Raw genomic sequence first — 23786 nt, forward strand, 5'->3', positions numbered from 1 at the left:
CGCGCCACAGCCACGCGGGCTGAAGCCCCTTGGTGACGATGGCAAGGTCGCCGATGCCGCCTACGCCGGAGAACAGGAGGTAGCCGGTGGCCATGAACAAGCCGAGAGTCGTGATCAGCCACATTAGATACCGGCCCGGGCCAGGCACGCCCCTCATTCCGCGCAGGGCGATCAGGCCGGCGAGGCCGGTGATCAGGTTAACGATGGGCCCGCCCGCGGCGATGAATCGTGACTGGAGGTCGCTCAATCCCGCGGAATCGTTGTCGAAGTAGACCGCCGTGAGCGACAGCGGCTTGCCGCCCACGAGTAGGCACGCGCCACCGTGCCCGAGACCTTCGTGGAGGACGTTCGAAGCGATGAACGCCAGCGCTGAAACAGCGATCACCGTGAGGGCGTCCGTTGGGACGGTGCGAGTCCCGGCGGGTCCTGCAGGAACGTGGGCAAGGGCCCTCGGTGCCACTCTGGGCTCATAGAGAGACGCTCCGGGAAGACGTCGTGTGTTTTCTCCGCAGTTCAAGCGTGAGCAGATCGACCGCATTGTACGTGGTGAGCTGACGCTTTCCGAGTTGAGCCGCGAGCTGGGCATTTCCCGCAATCTCCTGCAGTGTTGGAAGACTTTGGTGACCGCCGGGGCCCAGACCGCCATGGAGGCGAACGAGCTCGGCACTGCTACCGTTCTTCTTACGCACAGGGTACCTCCGAGCCGATCAGGATCCAGACCCAGCCGAAGGATTCGTTGATCAGCATGAAATCATCGTAGACCCCCCTTGGTAGCCCGTAAAGTACTGCTGTCGAAGGAAGGCTGGGGCCCCTCGCCCGACAAGCCCGGATGGCGTCCGCGCGAAGCGGCGTGCTAGCATGGCGCCGTCATGAACGTGTTGGTGACAGGAGGAGCAGGGTACATCGGTTCCGTGGCGGCGGCGGCGCTCCTCGAGGCCGGCCACGACGTCATCGTCTACGACAACTTGTGCCAGGGCCATCGGCAGGCGGTCCCGAAAGGGGCCCGGTTCGTCGAGGGCGAGATCGACGACCGCGGCGCGCTCGATCGAGTGTTCCGCACCAAGTCCATAGAGGCGGTGATGCACTTTGCCGCATTGCTCAACGTCGGTGAGTCGATGCAGATTCCCGAGCGCTACTTCCGCAACAATACCTGCAGCACCTTGACCCTGCTCGAGGCCATGCACTCCGAAGGCATCCACCGGCTGGTCTTCTCATCGACCGCGGCGCTTTACGGCGAGCAGGAGCGGATTCCCATCGAGGAGACCCATCCCCTAGGTCCGGCCAGTGTCTATGGGGAATCGAAGCTGCTCGTCGAGCGGATGCTGGAATGGTTCCAGAAAGTCCACGGCCTGCGGTACGCGAGCCTGCGCTATTTCAATGCCGCCGGAGCCACCGGCGAGCGAGGCGAGGACCACGCGCCCGAGACCCACCTGATCCCGCTGGCGCTCCAAGTGGCGCTTGGGAAGCGCGCGAGCGTTCAGATCTACGGCACCGACTATCCGACCCCGGACGGCACGTGCGTTCGCGACTATATCCACGTGCAGGACCTGGCGACGGCCCATCTCCTCGCGCTCGGCGCCCTAGAAGAGCGCTCCGGATTGATTTACAACCTTGGAAACGGCGAGGGCGCCAGCGTCAGGCAGCTCATCGAGGCCGCGCGCCGCGTCACCGGACATCCCATCCCGGCCGAGGAGTGCCCGCGCCGACCCGGGGATCCCGCGGCGCTGGTAGCCAGCTCGGCAAAGATCCGCCGGGAGCTTGGATGGCGGCCGCAATACCCGGAATTGGAAGCCATCCTTGCCAGCGCCTGGGAGTGGCACAGGCGTCACCCCAACGGCTATTAGGTAACTGAAGTCTTTCTTAGGTGTTTTCCCCCGCCTAGGCCCGGGTTTTCCCCAATTGGTGGTCGCATCGGACCAATGTAACATGGTAATATAAAACGTCACCAAAAAGCGGCTGTGGTGCGACAGGGATGTTGCCAACCGACATCTCGGGGCTCGCGCCGAACGCATGAACTGGATCGCCAAACAAGCCGCCCGCACGCAGACCCCCACCTCAGCGCCGCGAAGCTTGGTGACCGGCGGTGCGGGCTTCTTGGGCTCTCACCTCTGCGATCGGCTCCTTGCCGAAGGTCATGAAGTCATCTGCGTGGACAACCTTCTGACCGGGAGCATGGAGAATGTGCGCCATCTGCTCGAGGGCCCGCGCTTCACGTTCATTCGGCACGACATCTCCGAGCCTCTCGACCTCGCGGACCTGATCCGCGCATCGACAAACCACCCATCGACAGATCACATGCCGGAACCGGTCAGCGACCGCATGCGGCTGGATTACATCCTTCATTTCGCCTCTCCGGCCAGCCCAAAAGACTACGCCCGCCATCCGATCGAAACCCTGAAGTGCGGCTCCTTTGGAACCTACAATGCGCTGAATCTCGCCATCCTGACGGACAGCGTATTCCTTCTAGCCTCGACCTCCGAAGTCTACGGCGACCCGGACGTGAGCCCCCAGCCGGAGACCTACTGGGGCAAAGTCAATCCGCTGGGGCTCCGAAGCGTCTACGACGAAGCCAAGCGATTCGCCGAGGCGATGACCATCGCGTTTCACCGCAAGTACAATCTGAGGGTTCGAATTATCCGGATCTTCAACACCTACGGAGAGCGGATGCGCGTCGATGACGGGCGCGCGCTTCCTAACTTTCTGAGTCAGGCGCTGCAGGGCGAGCCTCTCACCGTCTATGGGGATGGCGGTCAGACGCGGAGCTTTTGTTACGTGAGCGATCTGGTGGAGGGGATCCACCGGATGCTGCTGTCGAACGAGACCGGGCCGGTCAATCTGGGCAACCCGGAGGAAGTTTCGGTTCTGGAAATGGCGAAAGAGGTGATTCGGCTCACGGGAAGCAAAAGTAAAATGCGGTTCGAGGCGCTGCCGGGTGACGACCCGCAACGCCGCAAGCCCGACATCTCCAAGGCCATCTCGGTGTTGGGCTGGCGGCCGCGCGTGAGCCGCCGAAACGGCATCAGGCGGGTCATCCCGTATTTCAAGGCGATGCTGGAACCTGCTTCGGCGCGCAGTGCTGGGGGGCAGGTGTGCGACTTCCATGGGTGACCACGGGCCAGGTGTCGCCGTTGAGCCTACGCTCCCCCCCCGCGCATTGATCGCCGGGCCACGCCCGGCCGCGAGGGGGAAATTCATCTTCCGAGGGCACGAGAAGCTCTCCGTGCGGGGGGTGACGTATGGAACCTTCCGTCCCCAGCACGAGGAAATCCAATTCCCCGAACGAAGCGTCGTCGCGGGCGATTTCGCGCAGATGGCCGCTCAGGGCATCAACGCGATCCGCACCTACACGGTCCCTCCCGGGTGGCTGCTCGACCTTGGGCAGGAGCACGGCCTCTCCGTACTGGTGGGCCTGCCGTGGGAAGAGCACCTCGCTTTCCTCGACGACAGGAAGCTGCCGGGCGGCATTACCGCGCGCGTGCGCGCCGGCGTTCGCGCCTGCGCCGGCCATCCCGCCGTACTGGGGTACGCCGTGGGCAACGAGATTCCATCTTCGGTCGTCCGGTGGCACGGGCGGGGGCGAATCGAACGTTTCTTGCGGCGGCTGCACGAAACGGTCAAGCAGGAAGACCCCGAGGGCCTGGTGACCTATGTGAATTACCCGACCACGGAGTACCTGCAGCTCCCGTTCGTGGATCTGGTCTGTTTCAACCTCTACTTGGAGTCCCGGAAACCATTCGCGGCCTACCTGGCACGGCTGCAAAACCTGGCGGGAGAGCGGCCGCTCCTTCTCACCGAGTGCGGTCTGGACAGCCGCCGGCACGGAGAAGAAGCCCAGGCCGAGACACTCGACTGGCAGGTTCGGACGGCGTTTTCCGCGGGGTGCGCGGGCATCTTTGTCTACGCCTGGACCGACGAATGGTGCCGCGGCGGCTACGACATCCAGGACTGGGATTTCGGCCTCACCCGGCGTGACCGCCGGCCCAAGCCGGCGCTGGACGCCGTGCGCCGAGCCTTTTCCGAAGTCCCCTTCCCCGCGTCACTGCCTTGGCCTTCGATCTCGGTTCTCGTTTGCACCTACAACGGGGGTCACGTCATCGAACACTGTTTTCAGGCGCTGCTGAAACTGGAATACCCGAACTATGAAGTGATCGTCGTCAGTGACGGTTCCACGGACGGCACGGTGGCCCTGGCCCAGGCCTACGGTTTTCGGGTCATCGCCCAGGAGAATCAAGGGCTGGCGGCGGCCCGCAACCGAGCGCTCGAAGCGGCCACGGGTCAGATCGTCGCGTACATCGACGACGACGCCTACCCCGACCCACATTGGCTCACCTATCTGGCGCACGGGTTTCTCACGACGCGGCATGCCGGGATGGGCGGTCCCAACGTCGCCCCGGAGGGCGACGGCATGGTGGCGGACTGCGTGACGGACGCGCCGGGCGGGCCGAATGTGGTGCTCCTTTCCGACACGGAAGCGGAACACATTCCGGGCTGCAACATGGCCTTTCGCAAGGAATGCCTGGAAGCAGTCGGCGGCTTCGATCCGCAGTTCCGCATTGCGGGCGACGACGTCGACCTCTGCTGGCGCCTCCAGGAGCGAGGGTGGACGCTGGGCTATAGCCCGGCGGCGATGGTCTGGCACCGCCGGCGCAACTCCGTCCAAGCCTATTGGCGTCAGCAATGGAACTACGGCAGGGCGGAGGCGCTTCTCGAAAGGCGCTGGCCCGAGAAGTACACGTCCCTGGGGCATTTGACCTGGGCCGGGCGGATTTACGGCAAGGGGCACACGATCGGGCTGCATTCGCTCCGAGAAAGGGTTTATCACGGCCTCTGGGGCAGCGCGCCCTTTCAATCCGTCTACCGGCCGCCTCCGAGCCTCTTGGAGTCCCTGCTGCTGGTTCCCGAATGGTACCTGGTGAACGCCGCGCTCGCGGCCCTGGCGGCGCTGGGATTTCTCTGGCGACCGCTGCTCCTTGCCCTTCCCGTGCTCGGACTCTCGGTCGGGCTTGTCCTGGTCCAGGCCTGCCTCAGCGCGGCGCGCGCGGAGCTCAAAACCAATCTGGGATCACGCCCGAGCCGATGGAAGCCGCGCATGCTCGTCGCTTTCCTCCACCTGCTCCAGCCGGCGGCTCGGCTCTGGGGCCGCCTCGGCTATGGGCTTGCTCCGTGGCGGCTGCGGGCGACCTCCGGGTTTGTCTTCCCCCGGGCCAGAAGCGTTTCGTTCCGGAGCGGGCGCTGGAAGACGGACGGCGAGCGGCTGGCCGCGCTCAGGGCATCCCTCGTGTCGCGGGCCGTGCAGGTCGCGTCAGGGGCCGAAACGGAACGCTGGGACCTGCAGGTGCGCGGGGGATTGCTCGGGGACGCCCGAATTCTAATGGCGATCGAGGAACACGGAGCGGGAATTCAGAGAGTGCTCGTTCGCCTCTGGCCGCGGGTCTCGCCCCTGGCCTGGACGCTCACGACCGTTTTCGCGGCGCTGGGCTCCGCCGCCCGGAGCCAGAGCTGGGCCGCCTGCACGCTGCTGGGCGCGACCGCGCTGCTGGTGGCGGGAAGAACGTTCTTGGAGTGCTCGGCCGCGACCGCGGCGGCGCTCTGGGCGATCGGGCGAGCACGCGCGGAAGAAACCTGATGGCCGGCTCTCGATACACCGATTGGGCGATCTGTCGGCGGCTGCTGCGCCAAGCCCGACCCTACTGGCCTCACCTGGTCGGTCTCTTTCTTCTGAGCTTGTTGGCCGCCCCGCTCCAGCTCCTGAACCCGCTGCCGCTGAAGATCGCGGTGGACAGCGTGATCGGATCGCATCCGCTGCCGCACTTTCTGGCGGGCGTCCTCCCCGAATCTCTCGCGCACTCGAAAGCGCTGCTCCTGCTTCTGGCGGCGGGGATGCTGATCGCCATCGCGCTCGTCGTTCAGCCGCACGGCGTGGCGACCTGGTGGCTGCAGACGTATATCGGAGAAAGGCTGGTATTGGACTTCCGGGCGCGTCTCTTCGCGCACATGCAGCGCCTTTCGCTTTCTTATCACGACACCAGGGGCACGACCGACTCGACCTACCGCATCCAGTACGACGCCCTCTCCCCGCAGAACCTCGCCATTACCGGGATCATTCCGCTGGCCACCGTGGCGGTGACGCTCGCCGGGATGGTCTACGTGCTGGACCGTATCGACCGGCACCTGGCGGCGGTCGCCCTTGCCGTTTGCCCCATCCTCTTCCTCCTCTCCCACACCTTTGGACAGCGGGTGCGCCGCCGCTGGCGAGACCTGAAGAAGCTCGACAGCTCGGCCATGTCCGTGGTGCAGGAAGTGCTTTCCGCGGTGCGGGTGGTCAAGGTCTTCGGACGGGAGGAGCATGAGCAGCGCCGCTTCCTCCGGCATTCGAACGAGCGATTCCAGGGTCAGGTGGACATTGCCGTTCAGCAAGGCTGGTTCGACCTCCTGGTGGGCTTGACCATCGCGGCCGGCACGGCCGTCGTGTTGTTCGTCGGCGTGACCGGTGTCCGGACCGGCCGGTTGACGCTCGGCGAGCTGCTGATCGCGATGACCTACCTCGGACAGATCTATCCCTCGTTGCGGACGCTCAGCAAGAAGCTGACCGACATCCAATCGGGCCTGGCAGGCGCCGAGCGGGCATTCCTGCTGCTAGACCAGACGCCGGAGGTGGCGGAGCGGCCGGACGCCCGGCCGCTGAAGCGGAGCAGAGGCGCCGTCACGTTCCGCGACGTCTCGTTCTCGTACGACAAGGCGCACCCGGTCCTAGAGTGCGTCACCTTCGAGGTCGCGCCGGGGACGCGGTTGGGCATCCTGGGGAGGACCGGCGCGGGAAAGACAACCCTGGTCAGCCTCTTGACCCGCTTCTACGACCCGGACGCCGGAGCGATCCTGCTCGACGGGACCGATCTGCGCGACTACAAGCTCTCCGACCTCCGCAATCAGTTTGCGATTGTCTTACAGGAGACGGTTCTCTTTGCGACCACGATCGCCGAAAACATCGCCTACGGCCGGCCCGGCGCCTCAGAGCAGAAAATCCTCGAAGCGGCCAGGCACGCCAGCATCCACGACTTCATCGCCAGCCTGCCCGATGGCTACGAAACTCAGGTGGGCGAACGGGGGATGAAGCTCTCCGGCGGCGAGCGCCAGCGGATCGCCCTGGCACGGGCGTTCCTGAAGGACGCGCCCGTCCTCATCCTGGACGAGCCGACCACCTCGGTGGATTCGGCGACGGAGGCGGCGATACTGAACGCCCTCGACCTGCTCATGCGCGGCCGCACCACGTTCGTCATCACGCATCATCCTCGATTGCTGGAGTGGTGCGACACAAGGTTGGTGTTGGAGCACGGGCGGCTCGGATCACAACTGGACGCTAAGCTGGGCTAGGCGGGCGATCATGCCGGCGCACAACACGCAGCCGAAAGCCGTGGAGGGAGACGGGGAGCGGACGCGCCTGATGCGCGTGACCTTGGAGCGCGGGCTCACGCAGGTATCAGGGAGGCCGGTCCGGATTCGCGCATTCCACTCCGAATTCTACCCCGGCAGCACCAGCTTCCGGACGGAGAAGCTGCGCGTGCAGCTGGACGACGGTCGGCGGCTCTCGGTCTTCTTCAAGGACTTGAATCCGCGGAACCTGCTCCACGTGGCGCGCAGAATCCGAGCCCGGGAGCTCCACTCCAGCCGCCTCGAATGGCGCATGTACCGCGCCTTCCTCTCGTCCGAGCGGTTGGGGACCCCTCGACTCTACGCGTCGCTCTGGCAGCCCCAGCGGGGGCTCACCTGGCTCTTTTTGGAGGACGTGGGAAATCTCGAGCTGAACTTTGTCGGCAAGCTCGAAATTTGGCTGGCGGCCGCGCGCTGGGCGGCGCGTCTTCACGCGATGACGCGTCACCTGCCGCCGGCGAGAACCCGATTCATCCCGCGCTTGGGCCGCGCCCACTATCGGGGCTGCGCCGAAGAGGCCGAACGACGCTTCTCCGCTCTCACCCAGGCGGAGCGGCGCCTGATGCGCCAAGCGCTCGACCAATACCGCGCGAGGGCACACCGCCTGACGGAGCTGCCTCAGAGCGTCATTCACGGCCAATTTTTCGGCGGCAACATTCTGCTGCGGCGGTGGCCGGCGGCCCAGCGCATCACGGTGGTGGACTGGGAATCGGCCGCCTACGGGCCGAGCTACCTTGACGTCGTGAGCTTGAGCAGCGGACGCTGGACGAAGCGACAAAAGGCCGCGCTGCGAAATGCCTACTTCGAGGAATACCAGGCGGCGACCGGGAAGCGGCTGGAGTGGGAGTCGTTTTGTCGGGATCTGAACGACCTGGGTTTGTACCAGGCCCTGACCTATTTGGCGCCCACGATGAGGAAGACGTCGATCCGCTACCTGGTCGCCAAGCGGAAACGCTGGATCCGGGAGTTGAGAGGGCTGCTGGAAGAACGCGGCGTCTGTTCTACACGCCCGGACTGATTGCGCGGAGCGCGGCCAGAGATAGAACGAGGCCCCGGTGGCAGGGCTGCCGCCGGGGCTCTCTCGTCGGAGCCGGGTCGTCGCTGTACCACTAAATCAGCGCGCAATCGTCGATCCTCGATGATTCTCAGCGCAGCCAGGACGTGGGCGACCCTCCCCGGACGTAACCCTGTTCGAACCCAGTTTCGGCACATCCTCTCGGCGGGTCTCAAGTTCATCGGGATTGCAACTTACCAACTGCGGCGGTCAACCGGGGATTGCATCTTCGTGAACAAATCGGATCCGGTCGTACGATTCTGAACAATCCTCCCGGGCCGGCTCCGGCCATTTGGTCCTGCCTAGCTTCGACGGCGCCGCAGGTCCAACAGCTTCGCCCGGCTCTCCAAATGTGCCATCCCCTGGCACGGCTAATGCGACTTCGCTGGTCACCAACGGCCGTCGACCACAACGTTGCAACTTCCATCGGGGGAGTCATGGCCGGGCGTACCTTCTCGCTTCGCGTGGCGATGTATTCCCACGATACCTTCGGGCTCGGGCATATCACGCGAACGCTCCGCCTCGCGCGCGCGACGGTCGAGGCGATTCCCAGCGCGAGTGTGCTCGTGCTAACTGGTTCGCCCATCGCACATCGCCTCACGTTTCCCCAGGGCGTTGAATACATCAAACTTCCTTCTGTCCGCAAGTGCGGCCCTGAAACGTACGTTCCGCGCGAGCTGGGCATTCCGTTCTGGCGTCTCCGGCAGATGCGGGTGCGGATCCTCCGCGACACTGTGCGGCTCTTCCGGCCCCACATCCTCTTTGTGGACAACGTGCCGCTCGGGATGAGGGGAGAGATTCTTCCATCGCTGGAAGATCTCAAGAGACACGGCACTGCGCTGCACCTCAATCTCCGTGACATCCTCGACGAGCCCGGAGTAGTGCGGAGCCAGTGGGCCGAAGACGGTACTCACGACATCCTGAACTCTCTCTACGATGAGGTCCACGTCTTCGGCGACCGGTCGATCCATGATTCCGCCGCGGAGTACGGTCTCCCCGCCGGCAAGACCCTCTTTCACGGATACATCGCGCCGCCGGAGCCGGCAGCCCGCGAGCGGGTGCTGCCGACGCGCAGGAGAAACGGCCTCCCTTCCGTGCTCATCACGATCGGTGGAGGGGAAGACGGAGCCGAGATTCTCCGCTGCGCCTTGGAGGCCGAGCGCCGGCTCGAGGCGGTTCGCCGGCTCAAGTTCGACGTCGTGCTTGGCCCTCTCATGGGCGTGGAAGAAGCCGAGCTCATCCGGACAAGCGCCAGCAGGAGAGGCGGGGTTTCGGTATGCGAGTTCGTGGAGGATCTCGCCGACTTCATGCCGGAATACGACCTCGTGGTCTCGATGGGTGGATACAACACGCTGTGCGAGGTTATGTCGAGGGCGCAGCGCTCCCTGGTGATCCCGAGGATCCATCCGAGACGCGAACAAGAGCTGCGCGCCCGCGCCCTGGAAGCACGCGGAATTCTGACACTCATCCATCCGGGCGAGCTTACCCCGGAGCGGTTTGGCACGGCGCTCGCCGAGTCGTTGGAGCGTGGACCGCTTCTCCCCTCGCCGCGAGCGCCGCGCCTCGAAGGCATCGGCTGCTTCAAACGGCGGCTGGAGGAGATCGCCCTCTCGTTCCGCGACCCGGCTCCTCCCAAACGAAGGCGCCCGGAGGTGGCCGCGCGGGTGGAAGCGCGCCATCGCCGCCTCGTGCGCAGCGTGCTCGGGCTCGGTGTCGTCGGATTTCTGACCTGCTCGGCGGGCTTCGCGTGGGCGGAGCTCCGGCCGAAGGCTGTGAACGCAGAGATGCTCGTGGGCTACGACACGAACGTTCTGGACGCCTCCGACGCCGAGATTAGGGCCTTCGAGATGCACGATCCGGAGTCTTTCTTCGTCGTGGAGCACATGAAGGACGCCGCGCTGCAGATGAGCATCGACGGTCGATGGGCCCTTGCGGCCGGCAGCAAGACCGACGCGCGGCTCCGGTACACGCGTCTTCAGTATCTGCGCGAGACGATTCGAAGCGAGAACCATTACGCGCTGCAGTGGCGAAGCCGGGCGTCTACGAACACGCTGATCGATTTCAGCCTGGCCTTCGCGCCCAACGTCTATGCCCGCCATCGCAGGGACAAGGACGCGCTTCCCGGTGATCCCATCTTCCGTGCTGAAGCGCGAAACGAGTGGGATGCCGCGCTCCAGATCTCCCGAGCACTCGGGCCCCGCTGGTTCTCCGTCTCCGTGGTGGAAGGATCGATTCGGGACTACACCCGGTCGTTCGACGAACGGGATCGATGGCGCGCGGGCGGGCGAACCGGCTTCGCGTGGCAACCGTCTCGAAGCGCGAAGTTCGACCTCTCCGGAGGCTACCGGCAGCTCCGGTCGCGCAACGTTCCCTACCTCGGCAGCGATTTCTCGTACCGAGAGTGGTCGGTGCGATCGGCATTCGACTGCGCCCTGGGGAAGTTGCTGCGCGCGCGCGCCTACGTCAACAGGGATTGGACGCGCTACACCTCGACCGATCCCGACGACCAGAGCCATTTCGGCAGGCATGATGACGAATGGGAATTCGGAGGTGTACTGCAGCACGCGCTTTCACCTTCGATCGATTGGAAGGTCGGAGCGACGCACACGCGGCGTTACGCCGACTCGGCGGTTGCCATGACTGCAGACCTCGATGAGGAAGGCTCGATCCGTGACACCTTCGTTTCGACCGGCATTGCCTGGCACTGGCAGCCTTAGGGCTCCGCGCGCCGCCTCTTGGACGCCGCCCCTCGCTGCCGCGCTCCTCGCCGGCGTGCTGGCACAGGTCGGCTGTTCGCCTGACCTAAAGGACGGCCTCGGGCCGCGCGTCCCGGTTCCCAACGTCACCGGACGCGTGGAGCGTGATGGGGTTGCCGCATCCGGAATTGATGTTTCCGTGCGCGACCCCAGGGACGATTCTACGATCGCCGACGCCAAGACGGATGCCGACGGTTCCTACGTGGTCGTGGCGCCCGCGGGCGTCTGGGAAGTCAAGGCCAAGGGCAAGATTCTGGGAGACTTCGCTTCGGTGACACGGGGATTCATTGTCACAAACGTCGGCCAGCAAGTCTCGATGGATTCGTTGGACATCTTCGCCTATGAGGCCGCGCTCGTCGCGCCCTCCGATGCGGCGACGCTCGGGCTGCCGACCGGGCCCGATCCGGTGACGTTTCGCTGGAGCCCGCCGAGGCACGCCATCCTATCCGCGCGCGCCCAGCTCTATAACGCGAGCGGCGAGGCCGTCTGGTTTTCGGCGAAGTCCTCCGACTCCTCCGCGGTGTGGGACGGCGTGGGCAACCAAGGCTCGTTCACGGGCTCCGGCTTGCCCGAGGGGGCATACACCTGGCGTGTGAAGTTCGATCTTCCGGACTCGAGCGAGGCGCGCACCCCGAGCTGGAGGTTGTCCTTCCAATGACGTCGCCGGAGTCCCCTCGGGTCCTTTCCGCAGGCGGGCGCCTCGCCTATGTCGCGAAGATGTTCCCGCGGATCTCGGAAACCTTCGTCCTGAACGAGATCCGGGCGCTGCGCTGCGAGGGAGTTCCCTTCCGCATCTACTCGATCCTGCCGCCCTCACGCGACCGGAGGATCCATCCCGAGGCGGAATCGCTCGCCGCGGAGACAGAGATCCTTCCCCAGGCGTCGTGGCGCGGGCTGCCGGAGTTCTTTGCCGCAACGCGCCGGTGCTTTCGTGCCGCTCCGCTCGAGACCGCCGCGGAGGCGGCGCGCGCGTTGCTGCGGCCGACCCCGCGTTCCTTCCGGACCCTATTCCGAGCGGTGGTCCTCGCGGAGAGGCTGCGCCGCGACGAGATCTCTCATATCCACGCGGCCTGGGCGCACACGCCGGCCAGCGTCGCGGAGATCGCCTCACGACTCACGCGGATCCCGTGGAGCATGGCCGCGCATGCGAAGGATATCCACACTTCGGATGAGCTCTCGCTGGCCAGAAAAATGTCCTCCGCACGCTTCACGATCGCGTGCACGAGGCATCACCGCGATCTGCTCGAGCGGATCGCCGCCCGCCAGTCATCCCGGTTTCCGCCGGGACAGGTTCACCTCGCGTATCACGGAGTGGATACGGACTATTTTTCGCCTGCCCCCGCGGACGAGGAAGCGGGGGATGGGATTGGCCGGCGCGGAGAGAACACAGATACTCCCGCCATCCTTTTCGTCGGACGCCTCGTCCTGAAGAAGGGCCCCGAGCTGCTGGTCGACGCCGCCGCGCTGCTACGGAAGAGAGGCCTTCCATTCACGATCGAGATGGTCGGGGATGGTCCACTCCGCGCGCCGCTCGAGCGCTACATTCGCGACTTGGGCCTCGAAGACGTCGTCTTCTTGAGAGGCCTGTTTGTTCGCGAGGAGATTCGGGACGTCATGCGGCGCGCGACTTGCTTCGCGCTGCCTTGCCGCGTCACGTCGCACGGAGACCGGGACGGGATCCCCAATTCCCTGGGCGAGGCCATGGCATCGGGCCTCGCGGTTGTTTCCACACGCCTGCCCTCGATCCAGGAGCTCGTCGAAGACGGCGAGACAGGACTCCTCGTGCCGCCGGAGGACCCGGCCGCTCTGGCGGAGGCCCTTGCGAGGCTCCTCGGGGATCCGGTGGAGCGGCGGCGCCTGGGGCGTCGAGCGCGCGCGGCTGTAGTCGAGCGATTCGGGGCCATCCACTGCGAACCGGAGCGCGTGCGACACCTGGCGTGCGGCCTCGAGATCGGGCGCGTCCTCTATGTATCCGGCGATCGCGGGGTACCGGTTCGCGGGCAGAAAGGAGCCTCCATTCACGTACGCTCGCTGATCGAGGCGTGGCGGGAGTCCGGGGTGGAGTCCCGTGTCGTGACGACAAACGCCGGTCCCTCACAAGGGGAAGCTCCGGCGGCCGACGTGCGCGAAGCGCGGGCGGGCGTCTTGCTCACGGGCCTGGCCAAGAGCCTCGCGCGCATTCTCGGGAGCGGAGCGGCGCTGGAGCGGGCGCTGCTTCGGATCGCGGACAATCTCGCGCTGCTCCGGGCCGCCCGGACGTGCGCGCGGTCGTGGCGTCCCGACATCGTCTACGAGCGCTACGCTCTGAGCTCCGTCGCCGGAAGCCTTCTCGCCCGCTGGCTCGGAATACCTCATGTTCTCGAAGTGAACGCGCCCCTCGCGGACGAGGAGGACCGCTTCCGGGGGCTCCGCCTTCCCCGCCTCACGCGACTGCTCGAGCGCTGGGTGATGCGCCGGGCGGATCTCGTCGGCGTGGTCTCGCCGCCCCTGGAGGAGCACGCGCGGAGGCAGGGCGTGCCCCCGGAGCGGATCCGGGTGCTGCCGAACGGCGTCGACACGCGGCGCTTCGGCCCCGGACGCGACCGCGAGCGGATACGCGCAAGGCTGGGTCTCGACGGCGCATTCGTCGCCGGTTTTGCGGGGACCCTTAGGCCCTGGCACGGCGTCGCGCATCTGATCCGGGGATTCGCATCCGCCGCGAGCACGCATGCAAACATGAAGCTCATGATCATGGGCGATGGGCCCGAACGCGCGGCGCTCGAATCGCTCGCGCGGGAGGTCGGTGTCGCGGACCGGGTGGCGTTCCTCGGGGCGGTCCCCCACACCGAAATGGGGGACCACCTCGCGGCATGCGACGTGCTCTGCGCTCCGTACGGTCCCATCGAGGGGTTCTACTTCTCTCCCATCAAGATCGCGGAGTACCTCGCTTGCGGACGCCCGGTGATTGCGTCCGCCGTCGGGCACCTCGCGGAGACGTTGGATGAATCACGAGGCGCCGTGCTGACCCGCCCCGGAGACGAGGACGCGATCGGTCGGGCTCTGGTCAGCCTCGCACGCGATCCGAAACGCCGCGAATCGCTGGGAGCCGCGGCCGCTTCCTCCGTGTGGACCTGGTCGGACGTCGCAAGGGCCGTGCTCCGCGAGGCGGCAGCATCGAGAGCCCGACTCTGGGCCTGGCCCACGGCGCGACCGTTCACCGTCGGCTACGTCGTGAAGATGTTCCCGCGCTTCTCCGAGACCTTCATCCTGAATGAAATTCTGGAATTGGAGCGCACCGGAACACGCGTTGTCGTCTTCTCGATGAAGGAACCTGCCGAATCGATCCGGCAGCCCGGGGTCGACCGGGTTCGCGCGCCGGTCATCGTGCTCCCCGAGCGCGCCGCTTCCCGAGCGCGTCTCGCCGGTAACCACCTTGCGTGCTTGCTACGATCGCCGATCCGTTACCTACGCACCCTGGCATTCGTCAGGGGGCGCGGCACCGAGAGCGCACTGACGAAGTTCCTCCACGCGGCGATCCTGGCCCGGACCGCCACCAGTCTCGGCGTCGAGCACCTCCATGCCCACTTCGCGAGCGGTCCCGCGCGACAGGCCAAGTTCGCTTCCATGCTGTCCGGCATTCCTTTCAGCTTCACGGCTCACGCTAAGGACCTCTACTGGTCCGGACATGGTCATCGCGAATGCCACAAGCTCAAGCACAGGATTCAGAGGGCATCCTTGGTCGTCGCCATAAGCGAGCACAACCGGTGTTTCATGGAGAGCATTGGATTCCATGTGCCGCGAGGCCGGATCGCCACCATCTACAATGGTCTCGACTTGAAGGCGTGGCCCTTGCGAGGGCCGAGGGGACGTCCCGTCGTGAGGAGCGAGATTCCGTTGATCCTCGCCGTCGGGCGGCTCGTGGAGAAGAAGGGATTCGACGTCCTTCTGGAGGCGGCCTCTATCCTGGTAGTGCGCGGGACCCGGTTCCGTTGCTGGATTGCCGGGGAAGGCCCGGAACGGGAACGTCTCGCCGGGTTGGTCCGCGAGAAGAATCTCGAGGGCTGGGTCGAGTTCCTGGGGGCTACGCCGCAGGACCGGCTCGCCGCCGACCTCTACAGTCGCGCGCACGTGCTCGCCCAGCCTTCGATCGTTGCTTCGGACGGCGACCAGGATGGGATTCCGACCGTGATCCTCGAAGCGATGTCGGTTGGTCTGCCGGTGGTGGCCACACCCGTTTCCGGCATTCCGGAGGCCGTCGTGGATGGGGAGACCGGGCTCATCGCCCAGCCGGGAGACCCACGGGCGCTCGCGGACGCGCTGTCGCGGGTTCTCGCGGATGACGCGCTGGCCGCACGGCTCGCGTCGGGAGCGAGGGGTATGATCGAGAAGCGATTCAGCCTACGGGAGAACGCGCAGCATCTAGTCCGGCTCCTGCGGCGCCCCGCGCACGAGCTTGGACTCGTGGGTCGCGAGCTAACCGATCGCGATCCTGAGCCCGCATTGGTGGAGAGCTCATGAGCGGGACATCGCCGGGCCCGCTGCACCCGATTGGAAACGCGCTGCGCGACGGGCGTCGATTCATGGTCGCCGTGAGACGGCTCCGCCCCTTCATCAAGCCGCACGTGCATAGTCTTCTTCTCGCCTCGCTCGCGGCGGTCGGATACGCGGTCGTGACCCTGCTCGAGCCGTGGCCGATCCAGTTCCTCTTCGACGGCGTCCTTCTGGGGCGGAAGGTCCATTTCCTCGGACACACCTTGAAGAGCGTTCACGGCGATCCGATCGCGCTTCTGATCGGTTCGGTGGCGGCCATTCTCGTCCTCGCCGCTCTGCGCGGGCAGCTCTATTACACGCAGAACGTGTTGACGGCGGGCGCGGGGCAGGAGGTAGTCATGTCGCTCCGCCGCGAGTTGTTCCGCCATCTCCAATCCCTCTCGCTGCGCTACCACCACGGGGAGCGCCTCGGGGACATCTTGATGCGGCTCACGGGCGACATCGTGATGCTGCGGGACATGGTCGTGGCGGCGCTCTTGAACACGCTCTCGCATACGCTCGTGGTGGCTGGGGTCCTGTTCGTCATGCTCACGATCAACTGGAAGCTCACCCTAGTGGCCGCGGCCGTGGCCCCGGCGCTCTACGTCATCCTCTCGACCTTCCGGGTCCGCCTCATGGAAGCCGCTGCGCTTCAGCGAAAGCGTGAAGGGAAACTCGTCTCGAGCGCACACGAAGTTCTCCAGGCGATTCATGTGGTGCAGGCGAATACTGCGGAGGAGCACGAGCAGGATCGTTTCCGCGAGATGAACAAGCGCAGCTTGAACGCGGGGATCCGGTCCACGCGCATCGAGGCCCAGCTCCATCGTGCCGTACAGATCACGATCGCAGCTGGGGTCGGCGCGACACTCGGGCTGGGCGCGCTCGACGTCCTCGCCGGCAGGCTGAGCCCCGGCCAGCTCCTTGTGTTCGCCGCGTACGTACGCGGACTGTACGGACCGTTACGCCAGGTCTCCAAGACGGTGCAGCGGACTGCCAAGGCCTCGGCGTGCGCGGATCGGGTTCTCGAGGTGTTGGAGGAAAAGCCCGAGATTCAAAGCGCCCCAGGTGCCCCCGTGCTCCAGAACGTCCAAGGCGCGATCTCCCTTCACCACGTCACGTTCGGCTACAGCACGGGCAAGCTGGTTCTCCGGGACGTCCACCTCGACATCGCACCCCGCACGACCGTGGCGCTGGTCGGCCCGACTGGATCGGGCAAGACCACCTTCCTCAACCTGATTCCCCGCTTCTACGATCCGCTGAGCGGCGAGGTCCGCATCGACGGCATGGAAGTCCGGGACCTGGACCTGAAATCGCTCCGCGGCCACATCGGCTACCTCACGCAGGAAGTGGTCGTCATGGGTCTCACAGTGCTCGACAACATCGCCTACGGGGCGATCGGAAAGAACGGCTCCGACCCCACGGAGGAAGAGATCCAAGGTGCCGCCCGTGCCGCGTATGCGCACGAGTTCATCGTCAAGCTCCCCCAAGGATACGACACGGTCTTGGGTGAGAGAGGCGCGACGCTTTCCGGAGGTCAACGTCAGCGGATCGCCATCGCGCGCGCCTTCATCCGCGACGCGAGGATTCTACTTTTCGATGAGCCGATGACCGGGCTCGATCCGCTCGCGGAGCAGGCCGTGCAGCGGGCGTTCGCCAACCTGAGCCGTGGGAGGACGACCATCGTCGTCGCCCACCACCTTTCGACCATCCTGCACGCCGATCGAATCCTCTTCCTCGAGAGCGGGCGAATCGTCGAGCAGGGATCGCACGAAGAGCTCCTCGAGCGCGGCGGCGCGTACGCGGAGTTCTACCGGACGCAGTGGTCGCTACCGACGCCGGAGCCGACCTGATCGCGGTGCCGGCATGATCGATGCCCCGCCCTTTCTCGCTCCCGAGAGCGCACTCCACCTGCTGCGGAACGCCTGCGCGGATTCCTCTTGGCGTGTGCGCGAGGTCCTCGAAGCCGAAATCGTCAAGGAGCAGCCCGGCCGCAGAAGGACACTTCGGTATCGTGTCGTGGCCGAGCGCAATGGATGCGCGGCGCGCGAAGTCTCCTGGTTCGCGAAGCATTACCGGGGCTCGAGAGGGAAGCGGGTCTTCTGGCTCTTGCGCTCGCTCGGAGCGCTCGCGCCGGAGGTCCTGGCTCCCGAGCCCATCGGGTTTTCGCCGATGCTGAAACTGCTCGTGATGAGCGCCCTGGAAGGTTCGTCGCTGTCGGAGACCCTGGGGAGGTCTGGAGATGCCGATTCGAGTGTGGAGAGGGCGGGCCGAGCGCTCGCCTTGGTCCACGGGGCGGAGATCCCCCAGCGTGCGGAGTACCTAAAAGCCCACGGCCCCCGCGAGGAGATCGTCGTGCTGGAGGAGGCACGCCGCCGTGCGAGCGACTCGCCTCTTCCGACGCAATGGGTCTGCCGGTTCATGGAGCTGTGTTCGCTTGTGGAAGACGAGCTCGCGCGCTGCGAGGATCAAGAGCGCGGCCAAGCGCTTCTCCACAGAGACTTTCACCCAGGGCAGGTCATTCTGCCTGGCGACGGCATCGGAGAAGTCGGAGTCCTGGATTGGGACGATGCCGCCTTGGGAGAATCGGAACTCGATCTCGGAAACCTCGAAGCCCATCTATTGTTGGACGATTTGCAGCGTCGCGGAAGCATCCGTACCGCGCCCCGGCTGATCGGCGCGCTACACTCGGGTTATCTCGCGAGAGGGGGCATCAGCTTCCTGCGACTCGCAACCTACAGGCGAGCGGCGTTACTTCGTCTTGCCACGTTGGAGCGCCTCGCGGACCCGCGCATCAGCGTGCTCGACTGGGCCGAGCTTGCGAGCGCACTCACCGAGGCAGCATCCACCTGATGTGCCGCGACGCCTCCGGCGTGAACAGCAGCTGTCAACGGTCATCCAATTTTCCCCACCTGCGGTCACTGAAAATTCCCCACCCTGGGTTCATGAGTTCACGGCCTCAACGCCTGGACGAGCCCTGCCTTGAGCTTGTCCTTGAGTCGGCTGACGCTGAGAATCAGTCTTGCCGGGGAGCATATGCCGAGCGAGCTGGAGCGCATTCGCGAGTAGAAACAATCCAACATTGCTCCCCGGGTTGGCCAGCGCCTCCACGTGCAGGTCGACAAGGGCTCGGGCGGCTGTTGAGGCGCCCCGATACGCCCGCGTCACCTTGATCGCGAGAGCGAGTGGCATGTAAGGTAGATCAACAATGAATTCGCTCTCTGTTCCGATTGTCAGGCTGAACCCTTGGCTCGGAAGTGTCTTCTTGATGGCAGGTTCGTTGGTGCGCCAGCCTGGCGGTGTACGGCAAGGACCCGCTTCGGCGACGGTACTCGATGATTTCAAGGGGCCCGACCCGTTCACGGTGGCGGGGCTCCTTCTTGGGCACTCGAAACGGCCGCCGCTCGCATTCATACCAGATCGTCTGCTTCGGCAACGCGCTCCCCCCACGGAGTGAACGTCGACTTCAAGTCCTGAGTGATCGACGAGGAACAAACCCCTTGTACCCAGGACCTCTTGGAGATTCAGGACGTCCGCAACAGACGCCATGATGGGGTCGGGTCTGCGTTGCAAGCAGCGCATCGACACCCAAGCCCTCGTCGAGCCACACCGGGATGGCGGCATCTTCGAGCGCCTGGAGTAGCTCGACCAGAGCTCGGGACGACATCGGGCTCACTGACTTACCACCTCGATCGCCCGTTCGAGCTGTTCTTCCCGCCCCGCTGCGACGCCCTCAATCGTCCGAGGGACCGGGATAGTCGGAAGGATCCCGACGCCGTGGTGACGTGTTCCATCCTGCTTCAACACTCTCATGCCCGTGAATGGAATGGAGTACCTGCCCGGCAGGAGTATCGAGGTGACGACACCGTTGGTTCCCGCCGTGGGCTCACCCACGAGATCAGCCAGCCGATAGTGCTCGACAATGCCGAGGAGCGTCTCCGCAGCGCTGATCGCACTCACGTCCATCAAGAAGGCGGCATGGGCATGAATGCGGGGGGCCTTTGGCTCGATTTGCCAGTCGTCCCATCTATAGGTCGTGTCCTGATGGTCAGACCTCTGGATAACCGGAAAGCCCCATCGTGCGCTAGTCAGAGTCGAATCGGTGAGGTGTGCCAATATGGAGGATGAGATGCGATTCGGATACCCGCGCAGATCGAAGATCACTCCTTTGCCCGCGCAGATCTTCGAAAGGGCTGCGTCGAAATCGGCATTGGTGATGCGGTTTAGATCCAGGTACATCACACCGGGCCGAATTTCCTGAATGCTGTCGGGCGGTGCGGGTGTGAGCCTGACGGTTCGTTGCTTTGCGATTGCGGATATGGTGCCTAGTTCCGGCCGGAGATCGGAGATCGAGCTCCAGGGTGTCCGTTGCTCCCGCGCCCGGAAGCGATCGGGCCACGGTGTCATTGGCCCCTCTTCCCAGAAGGGATCGGGCCACCCGGAAACGAACCCTTTCCGGCGTCGCTCCACTCTCGAGAGGCTCTAGCTCAACTACCCATTGCGAAGTCGGGCGTCCCCCGATCGCAATCACCTCGTCCCCCACACTGGCGAATTCCGCTTGGGCAGTGTCCACTCGGGTCAGAACTAACTGGCCTTCCACGAAGGCCCAATCAAAGGGCCATTGCCTCGAGTCATAGCCTGTATACGGAGAGTTCGCGTAGACATGCCCATCGTGGAGCCTCGCCGAGAGTCGGCGGAGCGTAACTTCGAAACCCGCCCCGCCAGAGTCGGCGGCAGCTTCACGCAGTGCCGGAGCCAGTTGCGCGGGCCAGTCAGTTTTTGTCACATCAAAATAGGGCCAGAAATGTTGCATGACATTCCAGAACAGGATTACGTCGGCAAGCCGCGTCGCTCGGTCGTCTCCGGTAGGCACCCAACCGTTTGGCCGACGTGGAGCGCGAGCTGAACGAGCGCCGCGTGGAATCGTACCGCGAGCGCCCTTGTAAAGCGTGAGTGGGACGGAGCACCAAAGACCGCCGCCGAGGGATGTGTTCACCTCACTCCCGATCGGTAGTACGGAGTCACCGGGCGCCCCGGCTGGGGCGATCACGCGTCGCTTCTCGTAGAACCCGGGGTACGCTCCCTCGTAGCCGACATGACGCCAGCCTGTGATGCGCTCGTTTGTCACACCCCGTGGGCTCAGAGCGGTAACCGTGAGGGATGGTAGCGGACTCGTCGAAAGTCGAATCGTGGGGGCGAGAGGTCGAAAGAGCCGATCGAGTCGTATCTTCAGCTCGTCGGGAGTGCCTGCACTTTCCACCTCGTCCACGCCGGCAATCGCGAAGGAGTCCCAATCTGTTTCTGCGGCCTCGTCGCTCGGGTGGAAGTAACGCACGTATCCGAGGAGTCGTCCAAAGGCGATGAGGTTCTCGACACCGTGCTCGCTCAACGGGTGCGGGGCCTCGTTGCCTTGGCCACTTGGCCCTATCACGTCAAGCTTCAGGTCATCGACCCATGCTTTGCCTTTGAGATAGAGGGCACCTCCGAAGGAGATGAAGTCTGCATCGCGCGCGACCTCGCAGATAACCTGGGCATGCGTCCACGCGGCGGAGCGCACGGGGTGATCACCCAAGTCGTCGTAGGACCAAGGGATGCCCCCAGAGCGTATCCAGATCCGCGCCGAGCTGGCCGAGTCACTGCCATCGTGCGGCTCGAATCGGAGCCAGCCCGAGAGCCGTACCCGACGCCCTCGATATGACGCCGCAGCGATGCTCTGGTACACCGCGCAGACCTGCACTTTCGTAACCGCATCGCGACTGATTTCGAGGCAAGCAGTCCCCCCGTGGGGGTGATCTCTGCTCGAGACGGCCCTAAAGCCGGCGACCAAAGTACTGGGGGCAGACCATCCGGTGGGTACGACACCCGGAGTCCCCTCCTCGAAACCAAAATTCCGCAGCACAGATCCACCGGGCGCCGCCGCACAAGCAGAACAAGAGAACAGAAGGAGCGCTATGACGTCGCCGGCTCGCGATCTCAAGCTGGGCATGCGATCGACTCTACCTCACCCAGCGCTTCGCCCGGCATTCGAGCCCGCTGACGACGACCATTTACACACACCCCAGCGATGAGGAGCTGTACGCGGCCCTGAAGCGGGGCCGTTGAGATTGGAACCTTCCGAGATGCATAGCGGCCACAAGCGTTAGCCCCGACATCGCCCCCTCCGTTACACTTGGCCAATGATCGCGTTGAACCCCACTCCCCGGTCCGCGCTCACGCGGCAAATCCGCGACCTCGCGAGCTCAACCGTTCTCGCTACTACCCTCATCGCGTCTATAGGAGGAACCGGCACGTCCTCATCTGGACCTTCTCAGGTCCCCGATAGGATCGATTGGTCGCACGTCGCGCCCGAGATTCGGGCTCGGCTCCACGCTAACGTCCGCCAGCTGCCACAGTTCCCCGAAGACAACGATAGTCTAATGCACGTCCGTCGGTGGCCTGCGACTCGCAGATTCGATGGGGTTGTCTATCGGCTGGAGTATTCAGCCTCGCACTACGACGTGGTGAAGCTCAATCTGCCATCGATGGCCGACATCGACTCTGGGTGGGACTACAACGCCCACTACGTCACCTACTCGCGGGACGGTAAGCGCAGCTCGGGGCGCGGCCCCTCGTATTACTGGAGGAGCGACAGCACGCTCAGCGAGCGGGCCTACGCGGCACCGGGCGGGACGAGAGAGTGGCTCTACGATCGTGTGGGGAGGATTTACCAGTACTCATTCCGCGAGTACGACTCGAAGGGGCTCAGCATGTGGGGCGAAGAGTGGTTTGCCGAGAATGGGGTCTTGGTCGGCTGCAGATTCGGGATTCGCAAGAGAGCGGGGCTCGTAGGGAAAACATACTGGATGGGATCGGAGCAGGATTCGAATGAGCTGGAGAGACTGCTCGCCCGATTCTTTCACTGGAAATACGGAGGAGGATAGGAATCCGCCGAGCGCTTCAGCCGCTAACAACCACTATCAATACCCATCCCACGGACGAGGAACTCTATGAGGGCATTCGCCGGTCTCCACTCGCAGACATGCAGACTCGTCTGTTGTCGGCAGAGGAGCGCCTGAGACGTTGCTCCGGTTTCGACGAGTTGCACGAGGAGATCCACCGCACGATTGGGAGCATTTCCGGGGTAGGTGATCTGGCGGTCTACGACACCGCCATGCGAATCGGGGCCAAGCTGGGACTCGAGCCAAGCCGCGTCTTTCTCCATCGCGGCGTTCGCGAGGGTGCTCGCGCCTTGGGATTGAACTTCCGCGCCCTGTCCTTGGAGCTCGGCGAGCTTCCAGAACCGCTCCGCGACCTGCGGCCTCACGAGGTCGAAGACGTGCTCTGCATCTTCAAGGAGCATTTCACTTGTCAGCGCCGGTACTAGAAGTCCTCTGATCGCCAAATAGAGAAGTCCTCCGAACGCCGGGCAGTTTGTACCGTCGTGTTGGTTCGCAACCACACGGAGGGACGCGATGCTTCGACGGGAGGACTTCCTGATGATCCAATCACGGGCGAAGGCGGGTGTCTACCAGAAGGATATTGCGGCGGAGCTGGGGGTTCACCCGAAGACGGTGAGCCGGGCGTTGCGGCGGGGTTCAGCGCCGCAGGGGCGTCGGGTCTGCTAAGCAGCAGACCATCGACGCCAAGTGGCCGCCGCGCTCTCGGCGTTCGATTCAGTATGGGACGCCATCATCCCAACAGAGCAGGCACGAATTCTCGGGCTTCTGGCAGAAAGGATCGCCTATGACGGACGAGCCCAAAGGCTTGTAATCGCGCTCAGGCCGAGCGGGATCGGAAGGCTCCATGAGCTCCAGACCAGCTAAGCCGGTCCGGCGCCCCAGGGAGTCCAACCCCTGGGGCGCCACTGTAGTGAATTCCAGGGCGAACGTCAGTTCGTCTTCGCCGGCTCCGGCGGCGGCTGGACGAAGGAGTAGGGGCGCGCCTCCGCAAACAACCAACGGCCGCCCTTCTTCTCCATGATCACTGCGAGATGGATCTTCATTTGCTGCATCGCCGAGCCGTCCGGACCTTGGGCGCCGTCGACCGTCATCTCGCCGTCGCAG

The 23786-nt window shown here is 64.8% G+C and carries 15 protein-coding genes and 1 pseudogene; 13 read left to right on the forward strand and 3 right to left on the reverse strand.

Annotated features, from left to right (window positions below):
- Positions 1–385: hypothetical protein (locus E6K76_00225; GenBank protein TMQ60951.1), on the reverse strand; the 385-nt coding region annotated here is incomplete at its 3' end.
- A 103-nt stretch (positions 386–488) separates the two neighbouring features.
- Between E6K76_00225 and E6K76_00230 the strand changes: the two are divergent.
- The 11 genes and pseudogenes from E6K76_00230 (at position 489) to E6K76_00280 (ending at position 18597) form a co-directional block, all read left to right on the forward strand.
- A pseudogene (locus E6K76_00230) lies at positions 489–740 on the forward strand (hypothetical protein).
- Between the two features lie 129 nt (positions 741–869).
- Positions 870–1844, forward strand: coding sequence for a UDP-glucose 4-epimerase GalE (gene galE / locus E6K76_00235; GenBank protein ID TMQ60952.1), 975 nt, complete (start codon positions 870–872; stop codon positions 1842–1844).
- A 166-nt stretch (positions 1845–2010) separates the two neighbouring features.
- The gene (locus E6K76_00240) at positions 2011–3108 is read left to right on the forward strand and encodes an SDR family oxidoreductase (GenBank protein ID TMQ60953.1); all 1098 of its coding nucleotides are present in this window, start codon (positions 2011–2013) and stop codon (positions 3106–3108) included.
- The gene (locus E6K76_00245; protein ID TMQ60954.1) at positions 3101–5626 is read left to right on the forward strand and encodes a glycosyltransferase; all 2526 of its coding nucleotides are present in this window, start codon (positions 3101–3103) and stop codon (positions 5624–5626) included. The genes E6K76_00240 and E6K76_00245 overlap by 8 nt, the downstream gene beginning before the upstream one ends.
- Positions 5626–7371: an ABC transporter ATP-binding protein gene (locus E6K76_00250; protein TMQ60955.1), complete on the forward strand. Its 1746-nt coding sequence runs from the start codon at positions 5626–5628 to the stop codon at positions 7369–7371. Before E6K76_00245 ends, E6K76_00250 begins: the two co-directional genes overlap by 1 nt.
- Positions 7372–7381: 10 nt before the next feature.
- Entirely contained in the window at positions 7382–8446 is a 1065-nt protein-coding gene (locus E6K76_00255; protein TMQ60956.1) for an aminoglycoside phosphotransferase family protein, read from the forward strand.
- 386 nt (positions 8447–8832) lie between these two features.
- A complete protein-coding gene (locus E6K76_00260; GenBank protein ID TMQ60957.1) occupies positions 8833–11199 on the forward strand; it encodes a hypothetical protein in 2367 nt (788 codons plus the stop codon).
- 178 nt (positions 11200–11377) lie between these two features.
- Entirely contained in the window at positions 11378–11896 is a 519-nt protein-coding gene (locus E6K76_00265; GenBank protein TMQ60958.1) for a hypothetical protein, read from the forward strand.
- Positions 11893–15735, forward strand: a complete 3843-nt coding sequence (locus E6K76_00270) for a glycosyltransferase (protein TMQ60959.1) — start codon at positions 11893–11895, stop codon at positions 15733–15735. The genes E6K76_00265 and E6K76_00270 overlap by 4 nt, the downstream gene beginning before the upstream one ends.
- Positions 15732–17597: an ABC transporter ATP-binding protein gene (locus tag E6K76_00275; GenBank protein ID TMQ60960.1), complete on the forward strand. Its 1866-nt coding sequence runs from the start codon at positions 15732–15734 to the stop codon at positions 17595–17597. Before E6K76_00270 ends, E6K76_00275 begins: the two co-directional genes overlap by 4 nt.
- A 13-nt stretch (positions 17598–17610) precedes the next feature.
- Positions 17611–18597: a hypothetical protein gene (locus tag E6K76_00280; GenBank protein TMQ60961.1), complete on the forward strand. Its 987-nt coding sequence runs from the start codon at positions 17611–17613 to the stop codon at positions 18595–18597.
- An 819-nt stretch (positions 18598–19416) separates the two neighbouring features.
- On the opposite strand, the gene E6K76_00285 is transcribed toward E6K76_00280, so the two are convergent.
- Entirely contained in the window at positions 19417–20151 is a 735-nt protein-coding gene (locus E6K76_00285) for a hypothetical protein (GenBank protein TMQ60962.1), read from the reverse strand.
- A gap of 2009 nt (positions 20152–22160) precedes the next feature.
- Here E6K76_00285 and E6K76_00290 point away from each other — a divergent pair.
- A complete protein-coding gene (locus tag E6K76_00290; GenBank protein ID TMQ60963.1) occupies positions 22161–22664 on the forward strand; it encodes a hypothetical protein in 504 nt (167 codons plus the stop codon).
- Between the two features lie 23 nt (positions 22665–22687).
- On the opposite strand, the gene E6K76_00295 is transcribed toward E6K76_00290, so the two are convergent.
- Entirely contained in the window at positions 22688–23083 is a 396-nt protein-coding gene (locus E6K76_00295; GenBank protein TMQ60964.1) for a hypothetical protein, read from the reverse strand.
- A 112-nt stretch (positions 23084–23195) separates the two neighbouring features.
- Here E6K76_00295 and E6K76_00300 point away from each other — a divergent pair, with 112 nt between their 5' ends.
- A complete protein-coding gene (locus E6K76_00300) occupies positions 23196–23348 on the forward strand; it encodes a helix-turn-helix domain-containing protein (GenBank protein ID TMQ60965.1) in 153 nt (50 codons plus the stop codon).
- Positions 23349–23786: the final 438 nt, after the last annotated feature.

It is taken from the genome of Candidatus Eisenbacteria bacterium, from assembly GCA_005893275.1.
Taxonomy (GTDB): Bacteria; Eisenbacteria; RBG-16-71-46; order SZUA-252; family SZUA-252; genus WS-7.

What these genes read in the sequence shown, in the direction of transcription:
- E6K76_00250 (TMQ60955.1), top strand. Translation starts at nt 5,626, where the DNA reads ATGGCCGGCTCTCGATACACCGATTGGGCGATCTGTCGGCGGCTGCTG.
- E6K76_00295 (TMQ60964.1), bottom strand. Translation starts at nt 23,083, where the DNA reads ATGCTCCTTGAAGATGCAGAGCACGTCTTCGACCTCGTGAGGCCGCAG.
- E6K76_00245 (TMQ60954.1), top strand. Translation starts at nt 3,101, where the DNA reads ATGGGTGACCACGGGCCAGGTGTCGCCGTTGAGCCTACGCTCCCCCCC.
- E6K76_00290 (TMQ60963.1), top strand. Translation starts at nt 22,161, where the DNA reads ATGCACGTCCGTCGGTGGCCTGCGACTCGCAGATTCGATGGGGTTGTC.
- E6K76_00275 (TMQ60960.1), top strand. Translation starts at nt 15,732, where the DNA reads ATGAGCGGGACATCGCCGGGCCCGCTGCACCCGATTGGAAACGCGCTG.
- E6K76_00270 (TMQ60959.1), top strand. Translation starts at nt 11,893, where the DNA reads ATGACGTCGCCGGAGTCCCCTCGGGTCCTTTCCGCAGGCGGGCGCCTC.
- E6K76_00240 (TMQ60953.1), top strand. Translation starts at nt 2,011, where the DNA reads ATGAACTGGATCGCCAAACAAGCCGCCCGCACGCAGACCCCCACCTCA.
- E6K76_00285 (TMQ60962.1), bottom strand. Translation starts at nt 20,151, where the DNA reads ATGACACCGTGGCCCGATCGCTTCCGGGCGCGGGAGCAACGGACACCC.
- galE (TMQ60952.1), top strand. Translation starts at nt 870, where the DNA reads ATGAACGTGTTGGTGACAGGAGGAGCAGGGTACATCGGTTCCGTGGCG.
- E6K76_00300 (TMQ60965.1), top strand. Translation starts at nt 23,196, where the DNA reads ATGCTTCGACGGGAGGACTTCCTGATGATCCAATCACGGGCGAAGGCG.
- E6K76_00260 (TMQ60957.1), top strand. Translation starts at nt 8,833, where the DNA reads ATGTGCCATCCCCTGGCACGGCTAATGCGACTTCGCTGGTCACCAACG.
- E6K76_00255 (TMQ60956.1), top strand. Translation starts at nt 7,382, where the DNA reads ATGCCGGCGCACAACACGCAGCCGAAAGCCGTGGAGGGAGACGGGGAG.
- E6K76_00280 (TMQ60961.1), top strand. Translation starts at nt 17,611, where the DNA reads ATGATCGATGCCCCGCCCTTTCTCGCTCCCGAGAGCGCACTCCACCTG.